Here is a 17,538-nt window from a genome sequence, read left to right on the forward strand (position 1 = left end):
GCCCACCCCGGACTATCCGGCGCAGAGCCGCTACGCATTCGCGCCGGGGGTCACCTGCGTGACGACGCCGGCGGGGGCGGTGCTGCTCAACCCGCCGCGCAGCGAGAAGTTGACCGGGTTGCCCGCCGACCCGGCCACCGCGCTGCCGACCGCCGAAGAGCTCACCGGCATCCTCGACAACCTGGTCGACCCGGAGGTCTCCGACGAGGTGAAGAGCGACCTGGTCGCCGGCGGCCTGGACCGTCACCGCGCCAACGTGTTCAACCACAAGCTGCGCCAAGCCGGTCACCACGGGGCGCTGCCGCTGACCTTCACCGCCGACAACATCACCGCGGCCGGTGAGAACACGGTCACCTCCGACGTCACCGTCACCGGACCCAAGATGGCCTCGCCGATCGAGAAGAACGTCACCTTCGTCAACCAGAACGGCTGGATGCTCTCCCAGGCCGCCGGCGACGAGCTGGTCGAGGCGATCGTGGGCCGGCTGCCCAACTGACCGCGCCCGCTGCGCGTCAGGCCTCGGCCGACAACCCGTGGTGGCCGAGCACGTCCATGTCGAACAGCCGGGCGTGCAGCACCGTGCGGTTCCGCAACGCCGCGCGAACCGCACGGTGCAGGCCGTCCTCCAGGTAGACGATCCCCTTCCACCGCACCGCGTGCGGGAACAGGTCGCCGTAGAACGTCGAATCCTCCGAGAGCAGCCGGTCGAGGGCCAGCACCGTGGTCGTGGTGACCAGCTCGTCGAGCCGCAGCTGGCGCGGCGGGATCTGCGACCAGTCCCGGTAGGACAACCCGTGCTCGGGATAGGGCTTGCCGTCCCGGACTCCTTTGAAGATCATGAGCGGCTCATCGGGGCAGCGGGGGATGAGACGAGATCATGGGAACCCAGGCTAGTCGCCGTTGCGCACCAGTCGACCCCCGGTGTTGTTAACGGTTGGCAAAAACCCCTGGCAAGGCCCGTAAACTGGAGCCGACCAAGGAGGTGGAACAGCGATGGGTAGCGCCGATGATCGTCGCCTCGACGTCCTGCGCGCCATCGTCGCCGACTTCGTGCAATCCCAGGAGCCGGTCGGCTCGAAGGCGCTGGTCGAACGGCACAACCTGGGCGTCTCCCCGGCGACCGTGCGCAACGACATGGCGGTGCTCGAAGCGGAGGGCTACATCGCCCAGCCGCACACCAGCTCCGGGCGGGTCCCCACCGACAAGGGCTACCGGGAGTTCGTCGACCGGCTCGACGGTGTCAAACCCCTCTCCTCGGCCGAACGCCGCGCGATCCTGTCGTTCCTGGAATCCGGTGTGGACCTCGACGACGTGCTGCGCCGCGCGGTACGCACCCTGGCGCAGCTGACCCGGCAGGTCGCGGTGGTGCAGTACCCGACGCTGTCCACCTCGACGGTGCGTCACCTGGAGGTCATCGCGCTGACCCCGGCCCGGTTGCTGATGGTGGTGATCACCGATTCCGGCCGGGTGGATCAGCGCATCGTCGAACTCGGCGACACCATCGACGAGCAGCAGCTGGCCCAGCTGCGCGACCTGCTCGGCCAGGCGCTGGAGGGCAAGCGGCTCTCCGCCGCCTCGATCGCGGTCGCCGACCTGGTCAGCCACTTCGAGCACCCCGAGGGCCAGGCCGTCGGGCTCAGCGACGCGGTGGCCCGTTCGGCGACGGTGCTGCTGGAGTCGCTGGTCGAGCCCGCCGAGGAGCGGTTGGTGCTCGGCGGCACCGCCAACCTGACCCGCAACGCCGCCGACTTCGGCGGATCGCTGCGCTCGGTGCTGGAGGCGCTGGAGGAGCAGGTGGTGGTGCTACGGTTGCTGGCGGCCCAGCAGGAGACCGGCAAGGTCACCGTGCGGATCGGCCACGAAACCGAAGCCGAACAGATGGCGGGCACGTCGGTGGTCTCCACCGCCTACGGCCCGAGCGGCACCGTGTTCGGGGGAATGGGTGTGCTGGGACCCACCCGGATGGACTATCCGGGAACCATCGCGAGTGTCGCCGCGGTTGCTATGTACATCGGCGAAGTTCTGGGCGCCCGATAGCGGGCACCACGCGGGAAAGGTCAAGCGTTGGCACGCGACTACTACGGACTGCTCGGCGTGAGCAGCAGCGCGAGCGACTCGGAGATCAAGCGCGCCTACCGCAAGCTGGCGCGCGAGCTGCACCCCGACGTCAACCCCGACGAGGCCGCCCAGGCCCGGTTCAAAGAGGTGAGCGTCGCCTACGAGGTGCTTTCCGACCCGGAGAAGCGCCGCATCGTCGATCTCGGCGGTGACCCGCTGGAGAACGGCGGGGGCCCGGGCAACGGGTTCGGCGGGTTCGGGGGCCTCGGCGACGTCTTCGAGGCGTTCTTCGGCGGTGGCGCCGCCACCCGCGGCCCGGTCGGGCGGGTGCGGCCCGGCTCGGATTCGCTGCTGCGGGTGCGGCTGGATCTCGCCGACTGCGCCACCGGGGTGACCAAGCAGGTCACCGTCGACACCGCTGTGCTCTGCGACCGCTGCCACGGCCGCGGCACCAACGGCGACTCGACCCCGATGTCGTGTGACACCTGCGGCGGGCGCGGCGAGGTGCAGAGCGTCCAGCGCTCCCTGCTCGGCCAGGTGCTCACCTCCCGGCCCTGCCCGACCTGCCGCGGCGTCGGCGAGGTCATCCCCGACCCCTGCCACCAGTGCGCCGGTGACGGCCGGGTGCGGGCCCGCCGGGAGATCAACGTGAAGATCCCCGCCGGGGTCGGCGACGGCATGCGGGTGCGGCTGGCCGCCCAGGGTGAGGTCGGGCCTGGCGGCGGGCCGGCCGGCGACCTCTACGTCGAGGTCCACGAGCAGCCGCACGAGATCTTCGTCCGCGACGGCGACGACCTGCACTGCACCCTCTCGGTGCCGATGGTCGACGCCGCGCTGGGCTCCGCGGTCACCGTCGAGGCCATCCTCGACGGCCCCACCGAGATCACCATCCCGGCCGGCACCCAGCCGGGCGCGGTGCTCACCCTGCGCGGGCACGGCATGCCGCACCTGCGGTCGGGGGTGCGCGGCGACCTGCACGCCCACGTCGAGGTGCTGGTGCCCGACCGGCTCGACAGCCACGACACCGACCTGCTGCGCCAGCTGAAGGAGCGCCGCGACCACGAGACGGCCGAGGTCCGCTCCGCCCGCGGCGCCGGCAGCGGCACCGGCGGCGGTGGCCTGTTCAGCCGGCTGCGCGAGACCTTCAGCGGACGCTAGCGCGGTGCTCGGCCTGTTCTACGTCGATGCCCTGCCCGAACCCGGGGCACTGGCCGACGTCGACGGCCAGGAAGGCTTCCACGCGGCCCGGGTGCGCCGCATCCGGCCCGGCGAGCAGCTGATGCTCGGCGACGGGGCCGGCGGGCTGGCGCACTGCGTGGTCGAAACCGCCGACCGCGACGGGCTGCGCGCCCGCGTCCTCGACCGCCGGCAGGTGCCCGCGCCGTCGCCGCCGGTCACCGTCGTGCAGGCCCTGCCCAAATCCGACCGGTCCGAGCTGGCGATCGAGCTGGCCACCGAGGCCGGCGCGGACGCGTTCGTCGGCTGGTCGGCGGCGCGGTGCGTGGCCCGCTGGGACGGCGCCCGCGCCGAGAAGGGCCTGCGGCGCTGGCGCGCGGTGGCCCGCGCCGCGGCGCGGCAGTCCCGCCGCGCCCACATCCCGGACGTCGGCGGCCCGCTCACCACCCCGCAGCTGACCGACCTGGTCCGCGAGCAGGTCAGCGCGGGCACCCTGGTGCTCGCCCTGCACGAATCGGCGCGCACCCCGCTCACCGAGCGGGCCGTCGGCCGGGCCGCGGCGGTGCTGCTGCTGGTCGGCCCGGAGGGCGGGATCAGCGATGAGGAACTGGCCGCGCTGACCGGGGCCGGGGCGGTCACCGCCCGGCTGGGTCCGACGGTGCTGCGCACCTCGACCGCCGCGGCGGTCGCCCTGGGTGCGCTGGGGGTGCTCACCGCCCGCTGGGCGGAAGCGGCGCAACTGGGGGAGTGGTCGCCCTCAGCGGTAGACTGAGGAATCCGAGTACGCCGCCCGAACACACCGAAAGCAGGCACTGAGCACTCTTGACGCTCCGCGAGACCAACGCCGCCGACCCGGCCACCCCGTCGCCGGTGCGCAGCGGCATCGACGTTCCCCCCGACCTTGTCATGGGCCTGCTCGGCTCCGGCGACGAGAACCTCCGTGAGCTCGAGGCCGCCCTCGCCGCCGACCTGCATGTGCGCGGCAACGTCGTCACCCTCACCGGCGAGCCCGCCGACGTGGCGCTGGCCGAACGGGTCATCGCCGAACTGATCACGGTGGTGGCGCGGCGCAAACCGCTGACCCCCGACGTGGTGCGGCACAGCGTCGCCATGCTGGTCGGCGCCGGCAACGAGTCGCCCGCCGAGGTGTTCACCCTGGACATCCTGTCGCGGCGCGGTAAGACGATCCGGCCCAAGACGCTCAACCAGAAGCACTACGTCGACGCCATCGATGAGCACACCATCGTGTTCGGGATCGGCCCCGCCGGCACCGGCAAGACCTACCTGGCGATGGCCAAAGCCGTGCACGCGCTGCAGAACAAGCAGGTCACCCGGATCATCCTGACCCGCCCGGCCGTCGAGGCCGGCGAGCGCCTCGGGTTTCTGCCCGGCTCGCTGAGCGAGAAGATCGACCCGTATCTGCGTCCGCTCTACGACGCGCTGCACGACATGATGGACCCGGAGTTGATCGGCAAACTGATGGCGTCGGGGGTGATCGAGGTGGCGCCGCTGGCCTACATGCGCGGCCGCACCCTCAACGACGCGTTCATCATCCTCGACGAGGCGCAGAACACCACCGCCGAGCAGATGAAGATGTTTCTGACCCGGTTGGGCTTCGGGTCCAAGATCGTCGTCACCGGCGACGTCACCCAGGTCGACCTGCCCGGCGGGTCCCGCTCCGGGCTGCGGGCGGCCACCGAGGTGCTCGCCGGCATCGACGACATCCATTTCGCCGAATTGACCAGCGCCGACGTGGTGCGCCACCGGCTGGTCTCGGAGATCGTCGACGCCTACGAGCGGCACACCGCCGAGTCGCACGGGCCGGGCCTGCGCATCAACCGGGCCGCGCGGCGGTGACCGGCCGGTGAGCATCGAGGTCTCCAACGAGTCCGGTCTCGACATCTCCGAGACCGAACTGGTCAGCGTCGCCAAGTTCGTCATCGAGCAGTTGGACGTCAACCCGGCCGCGGAGCTCTCGCTGGTGCTCGTCGACAGCGCCACCATGGCCGACCTGCACATGCGGTGGATGGACCTGCCCGGCCCGACCGACGTGATGAGCTTCCCGATGGACGAGATCGAACCGGGCGGGCGTCCCGATGCGCCCGAGCCCGGCCCGGCGATGCTCGGCGACATCGTGCTGTGCCCGCAATTCGCCGCCGGTCAGGCCGAGGCCGCCGGGCACAGTCTGGGCCACGAACTGGCGCTGCTCACCGTCCACGGGGTGCTGCACCTGCTCGGCTACGACCACGCCGAACCGGCCGAGGAGAAAGAGATGTTCGCCCTGCAGAACCGGCTGCTGGAGGAGTGGGTCGACGCGGAGGTGGCGGGCTACCGGCGAGACCGGCAGGCCGAGCGGGACCAGCGGCTGCTGGACCGATCCCGGCACTTCGACGCCCCGTGAGCACCCTGGCCCCGCTGTTCGGCGCGATCGTGCTGGTGGTCCTCGGCGGGCTGTTCGCCGCCATCGACGCCGCGATGAGCACCGTGTCGATCGCCCGGGTGCAGGAGATGGTCCGCGACGAGCGGCCCGGCGCGGTGCGGCTGACCAAGCTGGTCGCCGACCGGCCCAGCTACATCAACCTGGTGGTGCTGCTGCGGATCACCTGCGAGGTGACCGCCACCGTGCTGCTGGTCGCGTTCCTCTACGGCGAGCTGGGTTGGGGCTGGGGCCGGCTGTCGGCGGCGGTGGTGATGGTGGTGATCAGCTTCGTGTTGATCGGGGTGTGGCCGCGCACCATCGGCAGGCAGAACGCCTACTCGATCTCGCTGACGGCCGCGCTTCCGCTGCAAGTGATCTCGGTTCTGCTCACCCCGATCAGCCGGCTGCTGGTGCTGGTGGGTAACGCGCTGACCCCCGGCGGCGGTCTGCGCAACGGCCCGTTCGCCTCCGAGATCGAGTTGCGGGAGGTCGTCGACCTCGCCCAGCAGCGCGGCGTCGTCGCCGACGACGAACGCCGGATGATCCAAAGCGTTTTCGAACTCGGCGACACCCCGGCCCGCGAGGTGATGGTGCCGCGCACCGAGATGGTCTGGATCGAGGGCGGGAAATCGGCTGCCCAGGCGACCTCGCTCGCGGTGCGCAGCGGGCACTCCCGCATCCCGGTGATCGGCGAGAACGTCGACGACGTGATCGGCGTGGCCTACTTGAAAGACGTTGTCCGGCAAACCTATTACTCACCCAACAGCGGCCAGGACGTCACCGTGTCGCAGCTGATGCGCCCGGCGGTGTTCGTGCCCGACTCCAAGCCGCTGGACGACCTGCTGCGCGAGATGCAACGCGACCGCTACCACATGGCCCTGCTGGTCGACGAGTACGGCGCCATCGCCGGGCTGGTCAGCATCGAAGACGTGCTCGAGGAGATCGTCGGCGAGATCGCCGACGAATACGACCAGGACGAGGTCGCCCCGGTCGAAGAACTCGGCGACCGCTGCTACCGGGTGTCGGCCCGGCTGCCGATCGAGGACGTCGGCGAACTGTACGGTATCGAGTTCGACCCCGACCTCGACGTCGACACCGTCGGCGGGCTGCTGGGCCTGGAGCTCGGCCGGGTGCCGCTGCCGGGCGCCGAGGTGGTCTGGAACGGGTTGCTGCTGCGCGCTGAGGCCGGCCCGGACCGTCGCGGCCGGGTGCGGGTGGGCACCGTGCTGATCAGCCCGATGGAACCGGAGGAGAACGATGAGTGACCCGCTGAACCCCGAGGACACCAAGCTGGTGGTGTTGGCGCGCGGGGCGATGGGCCGCGCCGAGGCCGGCAGCGGCGCCGCGGTGCGCGACCTCGACGGCCGCACCTACGCCGGCGCCCCGGTGCGGCTCAGCGGGCTGGACCTGACCGCGCTGCAGACCGCGGTGGCCACCGCGGTGTCCAGCGGCGCCGCCGGGCTGGAGGCGGTGGTGCTGGTCGGCGGCACCGTCGACGACGCCGGCGTGCCCGCCGTGCGCGACCTGTCGCCGGAGGCGACGATCATCGTCACCGACCGGGGCGGGACACCGCTGTGAGCGAGTTCCGGTCCGGCTTCGTGTGCCTGGTCGGGCGCCCCAACACCGGCAAGTCCACCCTGACCAATGCGCTGGTGGGCGCCAAGGTGGCGATCACCTCCAACCGCCCGCAGACCACCCGGCACACGATCCGCGGCGTGGTGCACCGGGAGAACTTCCAGATCGTGCTGGTCGACACCCCGGGCCTGCACCGCCCGCGCACCCTGCTCGGCAAACGGCTCAACGACCTGGTCCGCGACACCTACCGCGAAGTTGACGTCATCGCGCTGTGCATCCCGGCCGACGAGAAGATCGGCCCCGGCGACCGCTGGATCGCCGAGCAGATCCGCGCCGTCGCCCCCACCACCACGGTGATCGGGGTGGTCACCAAGATCGACAAGGTGGCCCGCGAGCGGGTCGCCGAACAACTCGTCGCCACCAGCGAACTGCTCGGGCCGGACACGGAGATCGTGCCGGTCTCGGCGGTCGCCGGGGAGCAGATCGACGTGCTCATCGACGTGCTGGTGGCGCAGTTGGCGCCCGGCCCGGCGTTCTACCCCGACGGTGAACTCACCGACGAACCGGAAGAGACGCTGATGGCCGAGTTCATCCGGGAGGCCGCCCTGGAAGGGGTCCGGGAGGAACTGCCGCATTCGCTGGCGGTGGTGATCGACGAGGTCAACCCGCGCGCCGACCGCGACGACCTGATCGACGTGCACGCCATCCTGTACGTCGAACGGCCCAGCCAGAAGGCGATCGTGATCGGCCGGGGCGGCTCCCGGCTCCGCGAGGTCGGCACCGCCGCGCGGCATCAGATCGAGAAACTGCTGGGCACCAAGGTGTATCTGGACCTGCGGGTCAAGGTCGCCAAGAACTGGCAGCGCGATCCCAAACAGCTGGGGCGACTGGGGTTTTGACCCCGGCGGCGGGCTACTCCCACCAGATGTCGGGTTGCTCGCCGGCCCACCCGGAGACCGCCTCCAGCTCGGCGGCCAGCGAGATCAGCAGCGGCTCACTGTTGGCCGGGCCCATCAGCTGCACCCCGATCGGCAGGCCGTCGGAGGTGAACCCGGCCGGGATGTTGACCGACGGCCAGCCCAACAGGTTCCACGGCCAGGTCACCGGGCAGGCGCGGATCATCGCGCGATCGGTGCGGGTGCCGCCCAGGTCGTCGAAGGCGTCCACGCGCGGCGGCGGCTGCGCGGTGGTCGGCGCCAGGATCACATCCACGTTGCGGAAGATCATCCCGATCCGCCGCCGGGTCTTGGCCTCCCGCTTGCGGGCCCGCCGCAGCACCGACTCCGACAGCAGCCTCCCCACCTTGATGTTGGCCTCGGTGCGCGGGTCCAGGGTGACCCCGTCGCCGAGCCGGTAGGCGGCATCCATCACCCCCGCGGTGGAGCGGGCCAGGAAATTCCACGACGCGCGCACCCCGTAGTCGGGGTTGGCGGTGACCACCGGGTGGCCCAGCCGGCCGAGCTGCGCGGCGGTGGACTCCAGGGCGGCGCGGATCTCCGGATGCAGCCGGGCCCGGAACCCGGTGAACGGGAACCGGGTCGACAGCCCCACTCGCAGCGGCCCGCTGACCGTGCCGCCGGGCGGATACACCCGCACCGGCGGCGGTTTGTGCAGGTCCCCGTCGGCGTTGCCGGCCACCGCGTCGAGCACCAGCGCCGCATCGGCGACCGTGCGCGCCAGCACCCCGTTGACGGTGATGCCGTTGAACGCCTCCGGCAGCGGCCACGTCGAGATGCGGCCGCGCTGCGGCTTGATGCCCACCAGATGCGTCCAGGCGGCCGGGATCCGGACACTGCCCGCCCCGTCGGAGCCGATCGCGGCGGTGACCAGCCCGGCGGCCACCGCCGCGGCGCTGCCGCCCGACGAGCCGCCGGGGGTGTGGTGGCGGGACCACGGATTGCGGGTGTAGCCGAACCCCGGGCCGCTGGTGAACGGCCACTGGCCCAGCTCGCAGGTGTTGGTTTTGCCGACGATGACCGCGCCGGCCGCCCGCAGCCGGCGCACCACCTCGGCGTCGGCGCCGGCCGGGGCCACATAGCCCTGGCTGCCGAACGCGGTGGGCACCCCGGCCACGTCGACGTCGTCCTTGACCGCGATCGGCACCCCCAGCAACGGCGCGTCGTGGCCGGCGGCGCGGCGGCGGTCGGCGTCGGCCGCCGCGGCCAGCGCGGATTCGGTCAGCACCACCTTGAAGGCGTTCAACGTCGGCTGGCTCGCCTCGATCCGGTCCAGCGTGGCCCGCACCAGCTCCACCGAGGTCACCTCGCCGCCGGCGAGGCGATACAGCTGCTCGGTGAGGGTGGGGAACCGGACTGCGGGGCTAGTCATCGGTACAGACTGTATCGGCGCGCTTCGGCCGGGTTGTCGCGACGCGGTGCCACACTGGTGCGATGCGACTCTACCGGGATCGTGCGGTGGTGTTGCGCCAGCACAAACTCGGCGAGGCCGACCGGATCGTCACCCTGCTCACCCGTGACCACGGGCTGGTCCGGGCGGTCGCCAAAGGGGTGCGGCGCACCCGCAGCAAATTCGGCGCGCGGCTGGAACCGTTCGCCCACATCGACGTGCAGCTCTACCCCGGCCGCAACCTCGACATCGTCACCCAGGTCGCGGCGATCGACGCGTTCGCCACCGACATCGTCAGCGACTACGGGCGCTACACCTGCGCCTGCGCGGTCCTGGAGACCGCCGAACGCCTCGCCGGGGAAGAGCGGGCCCCCGCCCCGGCGCTGCACCGGCTCACGGTGGCGGCCCTGCGGGCGGTCGCCGACGGCAACCGGTCCCGCGAACTGGTGCTGGACGCCTACCTGCTGCGCGCGATGGGGATCGCCGGTTGGGCGCCGGCGCTGACCGAGTGCGCCCGCTGCGCCACCCCCGGCCCGCACCGGGCGTTTCACGTCGCCGCGGGCGGCAGCGTGTGCACCTACTGCCGGCCCGCCGGGTCCAGCACGCCGCCGCTGGGGGTGCTGGAGCTGATGTCGGCACTGCACGACGGGGACTGGGCGGCCGCGGAGGCCGCACCGTCGGCGCATCGCAGCCACGCCAGCGGGCTGGTCGCTGCGCACCTGCAGTGGCACCTGGAACGCAAGTTGCGGACGTTGCCGCTGGTCGAGCGGGGTCAGCGGATCGATCACGGCGTTGCCGACCAGCGCGCGGCACGGGTCAGGCAGGATGTGGCCCATGGTGATGAACCGGATCGGCGGCTCCCGGCGAGCGGCTGAACGCGCGGGGCAGGCCAAACCCGCGAAACCGGCCGCGAACTGCCCGCAGCTGCCGCCGGCACCCGCCGACTACCCGATGTTCCCCGACACGTCGACCTGGCCGGTGGTATTCCCCGAACTGCCGCCCACCCCGGGCGGCGGGCCGCGCCGGCCCCCGCAGCACACCTCCAAGGCCGCCGCCCCGCAGATCCCGGCCGACCAGGTCCCGCGCCACGTCGCGATCGTGATGGACGGCAACGGTCGCTGGGCGACCCAGCGCGGCCTGCACCGCACCGAGGGCCACAAGATGGGGGAGGCGGTGCTGATCGACATCACCTGCGGCGCCATCGAAATGGGCATCCAGCATTTGACCGTCTACGCCTTCTCCACCGAGAACTGGAAACGCTCCGCGGAGGAAGTCCGCTTCCTGATGGGGTTCAACCGGGAGGTGGTGCGCCGCCGCCGGGAGAACCTCAACGCGATGGGGGTGCGGATGCGCTGGGTGGGGTCCCGGCCGCGGATGTGGCGCAGCGTGATCAAGGAGTTCGAGATCGCCGAGAACATGACCCTGGAGAACCACGTGATCACCGTCAACTACTGCGTGAACTACGGCGGCCGCGCCGAGATCGCCGAGGCGGCCCGCGACATCGCCCGCGATGCCGTCGCCGGCCGGATCAACCCGGACCGGATCAACGAAGCCACCATCGCCCGGCACCTGCACCGCACCGACATCCCCGACGTCGACCTGCTGATCCGCACCTCCGGTGAGCAGCGCTCCAGCAACTTCATGCTCTGGCAGGCCGCCTACGCCGAATACATCTTCCAGGAGAAGCTCTGGCCGGACTACGACCGCCGCGACCTGTGGGCGGCCTGCGAACAGTACGCGGCCCGCAACCGCCGGTTCGGGAGCGCCTGATGGCGTCGCTGACCGACCGGCTGGTCGCCGCGCTCGGCGAGGTGCTCGCCGTCGACGCCGAGTCCGACGGGGCGCTCACCGTGCGCTACGACGGCACGGTGGCCTCGCTGCGGGTGGTGCCCATCACCGAGGGGCTGGAGCTGGTGTCGCTCACCCAGATCGTGGGCTGGGACCTGCCGTTGAACAAGAAGCTGCGCGACACGGTCGCCGGGCACGCGGAGCGCGCGGTGCTCGGTGCGCCGGCGGTGGTGGAGAAGCCCGCCGAAGCCGCGGGCGGGCGCCGCAACACCGGCAAGACCGCCGACGTCATGTTGCGCTACAACTTCCCCGGCAGTGGCCTCGCCGACGACGCGCTGGCCACGATGGTGCTGCTGGTGCTCGACAAGGGCGTGGAGATCCGCCAGGACCTACAGGGCTGATCCCGGTCGCGTCAGCGGCAGTCGGCGCAGGTGCCGAAGATCTCGATGCTGTGGCTGACCTCGGTGAAACCGTGCTTGGCGGCCACCTCGGCCGCCCACGACTCCACCTCCTGGGCGCTGACCTCGATCGTCGACCCGCAGTGCCGGCAGAGCAGGTGGTGGTGGTGATGCTCCGAGCAGCGGCGGTACACCGATTCGCCGGTGTCGGTGCGCAGCGTGTCGACCAGCCCGTCGGCGGCCATCGACTGCATCGTGCGATACACCGTGGTCAACCCGATCGTCTCGCCGCGGCGGCGCAGCTCGTCGTGCAGCTCCTGCGCGGAGCGGAAGTCATCGATGCTGTCGAGCAGCTTGGAGATCGCGGTGCGCTGCCGGGTGGACCGGACACTGCGGACGCCGGTCATGTGCGGCCCTCGGCGGCGTGGGCGACCGCGTCGATGACGATGTGCGCCAGATGATGGTCGGCCAGCCGGTAGAGCACCTCGCGTCCGGACCTTTCCCCGACCACCACGTCGGCGGCCTTGAGGATCCGCAGATGCTGGCTGACCAGCGGTTGCGGCACCCCCAGCGCGTCGACCAGCTCGTGCACGCACCGCTGGGATTCGCGCAGCTGCAGCACGATCGCGATGCGGACCGGGGCGGCCAGCGCCCGCAGCAACTCACCGGCCGCGTCGAGGATCTCCCGGGGCGGGGGCGCGGGCAGCGGCTCGCCGTCGTGCTGGTGGTCCGGTGACGCGGCGTCGAGCGGGCGATCGGTGGTGGTCGGCATCGGTGACCTCCCGCGTAATCGACAATGGTTCCCTGTTAGCCTAGCCCATTCATGCGCAAACACGCATTTAACGCGCACCCGGGTGTGGTGGCTAGGCTGTCCGGGTTGCGTCCCAACCGACCCCCCACCAGACAGGAGCGCACCCACTCGTGGCGTCCGTGATCGACACCATCGTCAACCTGGCCAAGCGTCGCGGCCTGGTCTTCCCGTCCGGCGAGATCTACGGCGGCACCCGCTCGGCGTGGGACTACGGCCCGCTGGGGGTGGAGTTCAAGGAGAACATCAAACGGCAGTGGTGGCGCTCGGTGGTGACCGCCCGCGACGACGTGGTGGGGCTGGACTCCTCGATCATCCTGCCGCGCCAGGTGTGGGTCGCCTCCGGCCACGTCGACGTCTTCAACGACCCGTTGGTGGAATGCCTCAACTGCCACAAGCGGCACCGGCAGGACCACATGCAGGAGGCCTTCGCGGAGAAGAAGACCGCCAAGGACGGCGGCACCGTCGACCCCGACACCGTGCCGATGAGCGAGATCGCCTGCCCGGACTGCGGCACCAAGGGCCGCTGGACCGAGCCGCGCGAGTTCAACATGATGCTCAAGACCCACCTCGGGCCGATCGAGACCGACGAGGGTCTGCACTACCTGCGCCCGGAGACCGCGCAGGGCATCTTCGTCAACTTCGCCAACGTGGTCACCACCGCGCGCAAGAAGCCGCCGTTCGGCATCGCCCAGACCGGCAAGAGCTTCCGCAACGAGATCACCCCGGGCAACTTCATCTTCCGCACCCGCGAGTTCGAGCAGATGGAGATGGAGTTCTTCGTCGAGCCGTCGACCGCCCGCGAGTGGCACCAGTACTGGATCGACACCCGCCTGGCTTGGTACGTCGACCTGGGCATCGACGCCGACAAGCTGCGGCTGTTCGAGCACCCCGCCGAGAAACTGTCGCACTACTCCGAGCGCACCGTCGACATCGAGTACAAGTTCGGCTTCGCCGGCAACCCGTGGGGCGAGCTGGAGGGCATCGCCAACCGCACCGACTTCGACCTGTCCACCCACTCCAAGCACTCCGGGGTGGACCTGTCCTTCTACGACCAGGCCAACGACACCCGCTACACCCCCTACGTCATCGAACCGGCGGCCGGGCTGACCCGCTCGTTCATGGCGTTCCTGGTCGACGCCTACGCCGAGGACGAGGCCCCCAACGCCAAGGGCGGGGTGGACCGGCGCACGGTGCTGCGGCTGGACCCGCGGCTGTCCCCGGTCAAGGCCGCGGTGCTGCCGCTGAGCCGGCACGCCGACCTGAGCCCGAAGGCCCGCGACCTCGCCGCCGAGCTGCGCCGCTACTGGAACGTCGAGTTCGACGACGCCGGCGCGATCGGTCGCCGCTACCGCCGCCAAGACGAGATCGGCACCCCGTTCTGCGTCACCGTCGACTTCGACTCCCTGGAGGACCAGGCGGTCACCGTGCGGGAGCGGGACTCGATGAGCCAGGAGCGGGTCGGCCTCGACGCGGTCTCGGACTACCTCGCGACCCGGCTGAAGGGCTGCTAGAACCGGCCGCCGCCGCCGTAGAAGCTGCCGCCCGACGATCCGCCGAACGAGGAGGAGCGCCAGCCGCTCGACCCGGTCCGCGGGCCCGACCGGTAGCCGCGGGCGCCGCCCTGCATGGCCCCGGCGAGGAAGTTGAAGATGATCCCGCCGACCAGCGCGGCGGTGTCGTCGCCGCGGCCGTAGCGGGCGGTGTAGCTGTGTTCCGCCGAGCGCACGTCGCGGTCGGCGAGCACCTGCGCCTGCGCGCCCAGCGACGCCGCCCGCACCGCCCGGTCGATCGCCCCACGCAGATCGGTGTCGTGCTGCTGGCGGGCCGCCTCCAGCTGCCTGCGCGCCTCGGCGAGCTTGGTGCGGGCCTCCGGTCCGACGCTGCCGCGGCGGGTGTCGATGAAATCCGACGCCGAGCGCACCCGCGCCTGCGCGTTGAACTCCGCCTGCTCCCAGCGCCGGGCGAGCCGTTCGGCGGCCGCCTGCTCCTCGGCGACCACGTCGAGCAGCCGGTCGAGCTCGGTGTCGGCGTCGGTCACCCGAGCGAACGCGGTCAGCGGGTCGTCGGTATCGCGCGCCGCGGTGACCGCGTTGACCGCGGCGGTCCGGGCCGCGGCCAGTGCCTTGGCATGCCCGGCCGCGGTGGCCTGCGCCGCCTCGGCACGCGCGATGCCGGCCTGCAGGTCGGCGATCGCCGCCGGCAGCGCGGCCCGGGCGTGCCGGATGTCGGCGGCGGCGCTGTCGATCCCGTCGAGCAGCGAGCGCGCCTGGCCCAACGCTGATTCCGCCGCCCGGATGCAGTCGACCAGCTCGCCCTGGCGTCCGCTGACGGCGCGACCGGCCAGCTCGCGGGCCCGGGCGATGTTCGTTTCGGCGAACGCCACCCGGCTGCGGGCGGTGGCCGCGTTGTCGGCCACCGAGGCCAGCGCGGAGGCGGCGAACTCGGTACGCAACTGCGCCAGCCGGTCGGTGGCGGCCGGGCCGCGGGCGGTCAACTCCACCACCGTGCGGGTCAGCGCGTCGAGCCGGTCCGGCGCGTTGATCACCAGGTCGCGCAGCGCCTCGAACGCCGCCCGCTGGGCCTCCAACTCCCGGTCGGCGCGCGCGGCCGCCACGATCACCCCGGTGAGCAGGTCGCGCTGCTGGGCGGGGGTCTCCGGGATCGCGTCGTCGAGTTGGGTGCGCACGTCGAACGCGTGGCTGAGCGCGGACCGGGCCGCGGCCACCGCGCTGGTGAACGGTTCGGTGCGGGACTCGCCGAACTCGTCGACCGCCAGCGCCAGCTCGTTGGTGCTGGTGCGCAACGCGTTGTCGACGTCGACCACCTTCGAGCGGGACAGCGCCTCGAGCGCGGGCAGCGACACCGCCGCCAGGGTCGCCGGGTCGGTGGCGTCGAGGCGCTCGGCGGCGGCCACCTCGGCGCGGCTGCGTCGCCGGCGCCGGTAGCCCAGCACCGCCACCAGCACCGCCAGGACCGCGGCCACCGCGAGGAGCCCGACCAGCATCGCCCGCCAGTCGGTGGGGTGACCCACCGCGGCGGCACCCAACCCGTCGGCGGCCGCGACCGCGGCGCCGGCCCAGTCGCCGCGGCGCAGTGCCGGTTCGATCCGGTCGCGGCGCAGCGCCGCCACCTTGTCGGCGGTCAGATGCGGCACCGACGAGGACGCCAGGAAGGCGTAGCTGCGGTCGGTGACCGCCACCGCCAGCAGCGCGTCGCGGTCACCGAGGTCGCTGGCGCTGATCGTGGCCCGGGCCCACTCCGCCGGGCGCTGCCCGGAGAAGTCGGCGACGTAGACGACCCGGAGTCGGACCCGGTGCTGGTCGTAGAGCTCGTCGAGCGCGGCGCGGACCTCGCCGCGCCCGGCGGAATCCAGCGCCCCCACCTCGTCGGTGATCGGCCCGCCCAGCCGGTGCGGCGGCGTCGCCGCCGCACCGGGCGCCACCAACAGGGCGGCGAGCAGCAGGGCGGCGACGATGCGGGCAGCGCGCATGTCCACCAATGTAATCGGGACCGCGTCGGGCGGCCGGGCGCGTTTGCGGCGACCGTCCCGGCCGTACTCCCTGAGATCGACACGGATTCGGGGCTATCCGGGCGATTTCGGGCCCATCGGCCCGCCTGGGCGTCGATTTCAGGGATGACCGCCGTGTTCAGCCCGGTGACCACCGCTTTGGCAGACTGTGCGGCAGTGACTACAGAACAGCGGGACCCCTACCGGGCGGCGGACCGCCAGCGGCAGGTGGCCGAGGCGGCGAAGACCGCCGGCCTGCCCGGCAGCGACGCCCAGCACCGCACCGACTTCGCCCGGGACCGCGCCCGGGTGCTGCATTGCGCCGCGCTGCGCCGGCTGGCCGACAAAACCCAGGTGGTCGGGCCGCGGCAGAGCGAGACACCGCGCACCCGGCTCACCCACTCGCTGGAAGTGGCCCAGATCGGGCGCGGCATGGCGATCGGGCTGGGCTGCGATCCGGACCTGGTCGACCTGGCCGGCCTGGCCCACGACATCGGGCACCCGCCCTACGGGCACAACGGGGAACGGGCGCTCAACCAGCTGGCGGCCGACTGCGGCGGGTTCGAGGGCAACGCGCAGAACATCCGCATCCTGACCAGCCTGGAACCCAAAGTGCTCGACCGGAACGGTCGCAGCGCGGGACTGAACCTGACCCGGGCGGCGCTGGACGCGGTCACCAAATACCCGTGGCCGCGCAGCGCCGGGCGGACCAAGTTCGGGTTCTACGACGACGACATCGACACCGCCGCCTGGATCCGCCACGGCGCTCCGCCGGAGCGGGCCTGCCTGGAAGCGCAGGTGATGGATTGGGCCGACGACGTCGCCTACTCGGTGCACGACGTGGAGGACGGCGTCATCTCCGGGCGCATCGACCTGCGGGTGCTCGCCGACCCGGACGCCGCGGCCACCCTGGCCCGGCTGGGGGAGAGCCAGTTCGCCCAGGTCCGCGCCGAGGATCTGATCGCCGCCGCCGAGCGGCTCTCCGGGTTGCCGATCGTGAACACGGTCGGCAACTACGACGGCACGCTGGCGGCCTCGGTGGCCCTCAAACGCCTCACCAGCGAACTGGTGGGCCGTTTCGCCTCCGCGGCGATCGCCGCCACCCACGAGGCGGCCGGGTTCGGGCCGCTCGGCCGCTACGACGCCGACCTGCACGTCCCCGACCTGGTCCGCGCCGAGGTGGCGGTGCTGAAAACCCTAGCCGTGCAGTTCATCATGTCCGACTCCGGGCACCTGGCCATCCAGGCCGAGCAGCGGGCCCGGATCCAGGCGGTCGCCGAGTGGATGCTCGCCGGCGCCCCGGGCACCCTGGAGCCGCTGTTCGTGCCGGCGTTCAACGCCGCCGCCGACGACGCCGCCCGGCTGCGGGTGGTCATCGACCAGATCGCCTCCTACACCGAGGGCCGGCTGGAGCGCATCGCCGCCGAGTCGGGGTGAGCCACCACCCCCGCGGGCCGGC

The 17,538-nt window shown here is 72.0% G+C and carries 19 protein-coding genes; 14 read left to right on the forward strand and 5 right to left on the reverse strand.

Features of this window, described 5'->3' with window-relative positions:
• The coding region (locus tag A5643_RS18405; RefSeq protein WP_066852782.1) for an MTB12 family secreted protein at positions 1 to 496 on the forward strand (496 nt) is incomplete at its 5' end.
• 16 nt (positions 497 to 512) lie between these two features.
• Here the strand turns inward: A5643_RS18405 and A5643_RS05545 are convergent.
• On the reverse strand, positions 513 to 839 hold the full coding sequence (locus A5643_RS05545; protein ID WP_066852786.1) for a type II toxin-antitoxin system VapB family antitoxin: 327 nt from the start codon (positions 837 to 839) through the stop codon (positions 513 to 515).
• A 154-nt stretch (positions 840 to 993) separates the two neighbouring features.
• Here A5643_RS05545 and hrcA point away from each other — a divergent pair, with 154 nt between their 5' ends.
• Genes hrcA through era form a run of 8 tightly spaced genes read left to right on the forward strand, consistent with a single transcriptional unit; the run spans position 994 to position 8,127 of the window.
• Positions 994 to 2,037 (forward strand): heat-inducible transcriptional repressor HrcA, encoded by a 1,044-nt coding sequence (gene hrcA, locus A5643_RS05550; protein WP_066852789.1) that lies wholly within the window; start codon positions 994 to 996, stop codon positions 2,035 to 2,037.
• A gap of 27 nt (positions 2,038 to 2,064) precedes the next feature.
• Positions 2,065 to 3,216 carry a molecular chaperone DnaJ gene (gene dnaJ, locus A5643_RS05555; RefSeq protein ID WP_066852792.1) on the forward strand — a complete coding sequence of 384 codons (1,152 nt, stop codon included), beginning with the start codon at positions 2,065 to 2,067 and terminating at the stop codon, positions 3,214 to 3,216.
• 4 nt (positions 3,217 to 3,220) lie between these two features.
• Complete coding sequence (locus A5643_RS05560) at positions 3,221 to 4,006, forward strand: 16S rRNA (uracil(1498)-N(3))-methyltransferase (protein ID WP_066852794.1); 786 nt, start codon at positions 3,221 to 3,223, stop codon at positions 4,004 to 4,006.
• A gap of 50 nt (positions 4,007 to 4,056) precedes the next feature.
• Entirely contained in the window at positions 4,057 to 5,091 is a 1,035-nt protein-coding gene (locus A5643_RS05565; RefSeq protein ID WP_066852797.1) for a PhoH family protein, read from the forward strand.
• A 7-nt stretch (positions 5,092 to 5,098) separates the two neighbouring features.
• Entirely contained in the window at positions 5,099 to 5,635 is a 537-nt protein-coding gene (gene ybeY, locus A5643_RS05570; RefSeq protein ID WP_066852799.1) for an rRNA maturation RNase YbeY, read from the forward strand.
• On the forward strand, positions 5,632 to 6,918 hold the full coding sequence (locus A5643_RS05575) for a hemolysin family protein (protein WP_066852802.1): 1,287 nt from the start codon (positions 5,632 to 5,634) through the stop codon (positions 6,916 to 6,918). Before ybeY ends, A5643_RS05575 begins: the two co-directional genes overlap by 4 nt.
• Positions 6,911 to 7,231 (forward strand): cytidine deaminase-like protein, encoded by a 321-nt coding sequence (locus A5643_RS05580; RefSeq protein ID WP_066852805.1) that lies wholly within the window; start codon positions 6,911 to 6,913, stop codon positions 7,229 to 7,231. The genes A5643_RS05575 and A5643_RS05580 overlap by 8 nt, the downstream gene beginning before the upstream one ends.
• Positions 7,228 to 8,127, forward strand: a complete 900-nt coding sequence (gene era / locus A5643_RS05585) for a GTPase Era (RefSeq protein WP_066852807.1) — start codon at positions 7,228 to 7,230, stop codon at positions 8,125 to 8,127. Before A5643_RS05580 ends, era begins: the two co-directional genes overlap by 4 nt.
• Before the next feature lie 13 nt (positions 8,128 to 8,140).
• Here the strand turns inward: era and A5643_RS05590 are convergent, their stop codons facing one another.
• Entirely contained in the window at positions 8,141 to 9,556 is a 1,416-nt protein-coding gene (locus A5643_RS05590; RefSeq protein ID WP_066852810.1) for an amidase, read from the reverse strand.
• Positions 9,557 to 9,618: 62 nt separating this feature from the next.
• Between A5643_RS05590 and recO the strand changes: the two genes are divergently transcribed.
• The 3 genes from recO to A5643_RS05605 are packed head-to-tail and all read left to right on the forward strand — an operon-like array spanning position 9,619 to position 11,763.
• A complete protein-coding gene (gene recO / locus A5643_RS05595) occupies positions 9,619 to 10,449 on the forward strand; it encodes a DNA repair protein RecO (protein WP_066852813.1) in 831 nt (276 codons plus the stop codon).
• A complete protein-coding gene (locus A5643_RS05600) occupies positions 10,409 to 11,344 on the forward strand; it encodes a decaprenyl diphosphate synthase (protein ID WP_502686208.1) in 936 nt (311 codons plus the stop codon). Before recO ends, A5643_RS05600 begins: the two co-directional genes overlap by 41 nt.
• On the forward strand, positions 11,344 to 11,763 hold the full coding sequence (locus A5643_RS05605) for a hypothetical protein (RefSeq protein ID WP_066852816.1): 420 nt from the start codon (positions 11,344 to 11,346) through the stop codon (positions 11,761 to 11,763). Before A5643_RS05600 ends, A5643_RS05605 begins: the two co-directional genes overlap by 1 nt.
• A gap of 11 nt (positions 11,764 to 11,774) precedes the next feature.
• Here A5643_RS05605 and A5643_RS05610 read toward each other — a convergent pair whose 3' ends face one another.
• A complete protein-coding gene (locus tag A5643_RS05610; RefSeq protein ID WP_066852819.1) occupies positions 11,775 to 12,167 on the reverse strand; it encodes a Fur family transcriptional regulator in 393 nt (130 codons plus the stop codon).
• Positions 12,164 to 12,532, reverse strand: coding sequence for an ArsR/SmtB family transcription factor (locus tag A5643_RS05615; protein WP_066852822.1), 369 nt, complete (start codon positions 12,530 to 12,532; stop codon positions 12,164 to 12,166). The genes A5643_RS05610 and A5643_RS05615 overlap by 4 nt, the downstream gene beginning before the upstream one ends.
• A 149-nt stretch (positions 12,533 to 12,681) precedes the next feature.
• On the opposite strand from A5643_RS05615, the gene A5643_RS05620 reads away from it, so the two are divergent.
• A complete protein-coding gene (locus A5643_RS05620) occupies positions 12,682 to 14,082 on the forward strand; it encodes a glycine--tRNA ligase (RefSeq protein ID WP_066852824.1) in 1,401 nt (466 codons plus the stop codon).
• Here the strand turns inward: A5643_RS05620 and A5643_RS05625 are convergent.
• Positions 14,079 to 16,061, reverse strand: a complete 1,983-nt coding sequence (locus A5643_RS05625; RefSeq protein ID WP_066852875.1) for a TPM domain-containing protein — start codon at positions 16,059 to 16,061, stop codon at positions 14,079 to 14,081. The genes A5643_RS05620 and A5643_RS05625 overlap by 4 nt on opposite strands.
• 195 nt (positions 16,062 to 16,256) lie before the next feature.
• Here A5643_RS05625 and A5643_RS05630 point away from each other — a divergent pair, with 195 nt between their 5' ends.
• The gene (locus A5643_RS05630; protein ID WP_066852877.1) at positions 16,257 to 17,516 is read left to right on the forward strand and encodes a deoxyguanosinetriphosphate triphosphohydrolase; all 1,260 of its coding nucleotides are present in this window, start codon (positions 16,257 to 16,259) and stop codon (positions 17,514 to 17,516) included.
• Positions 17,517 to 17,538: the final 22 nt, after the last annotated feature.

It is taken from the genome of Mycobacterium sp. 1274756.6 (assembly GCF_001668625.1).
In the GTDB taxonomy this organism is placed as follows: Bacteria; Actinomycetota; Actinomycetes; order Mycobacteriales; family Mycobacteriaceae; genus Mycobacterium.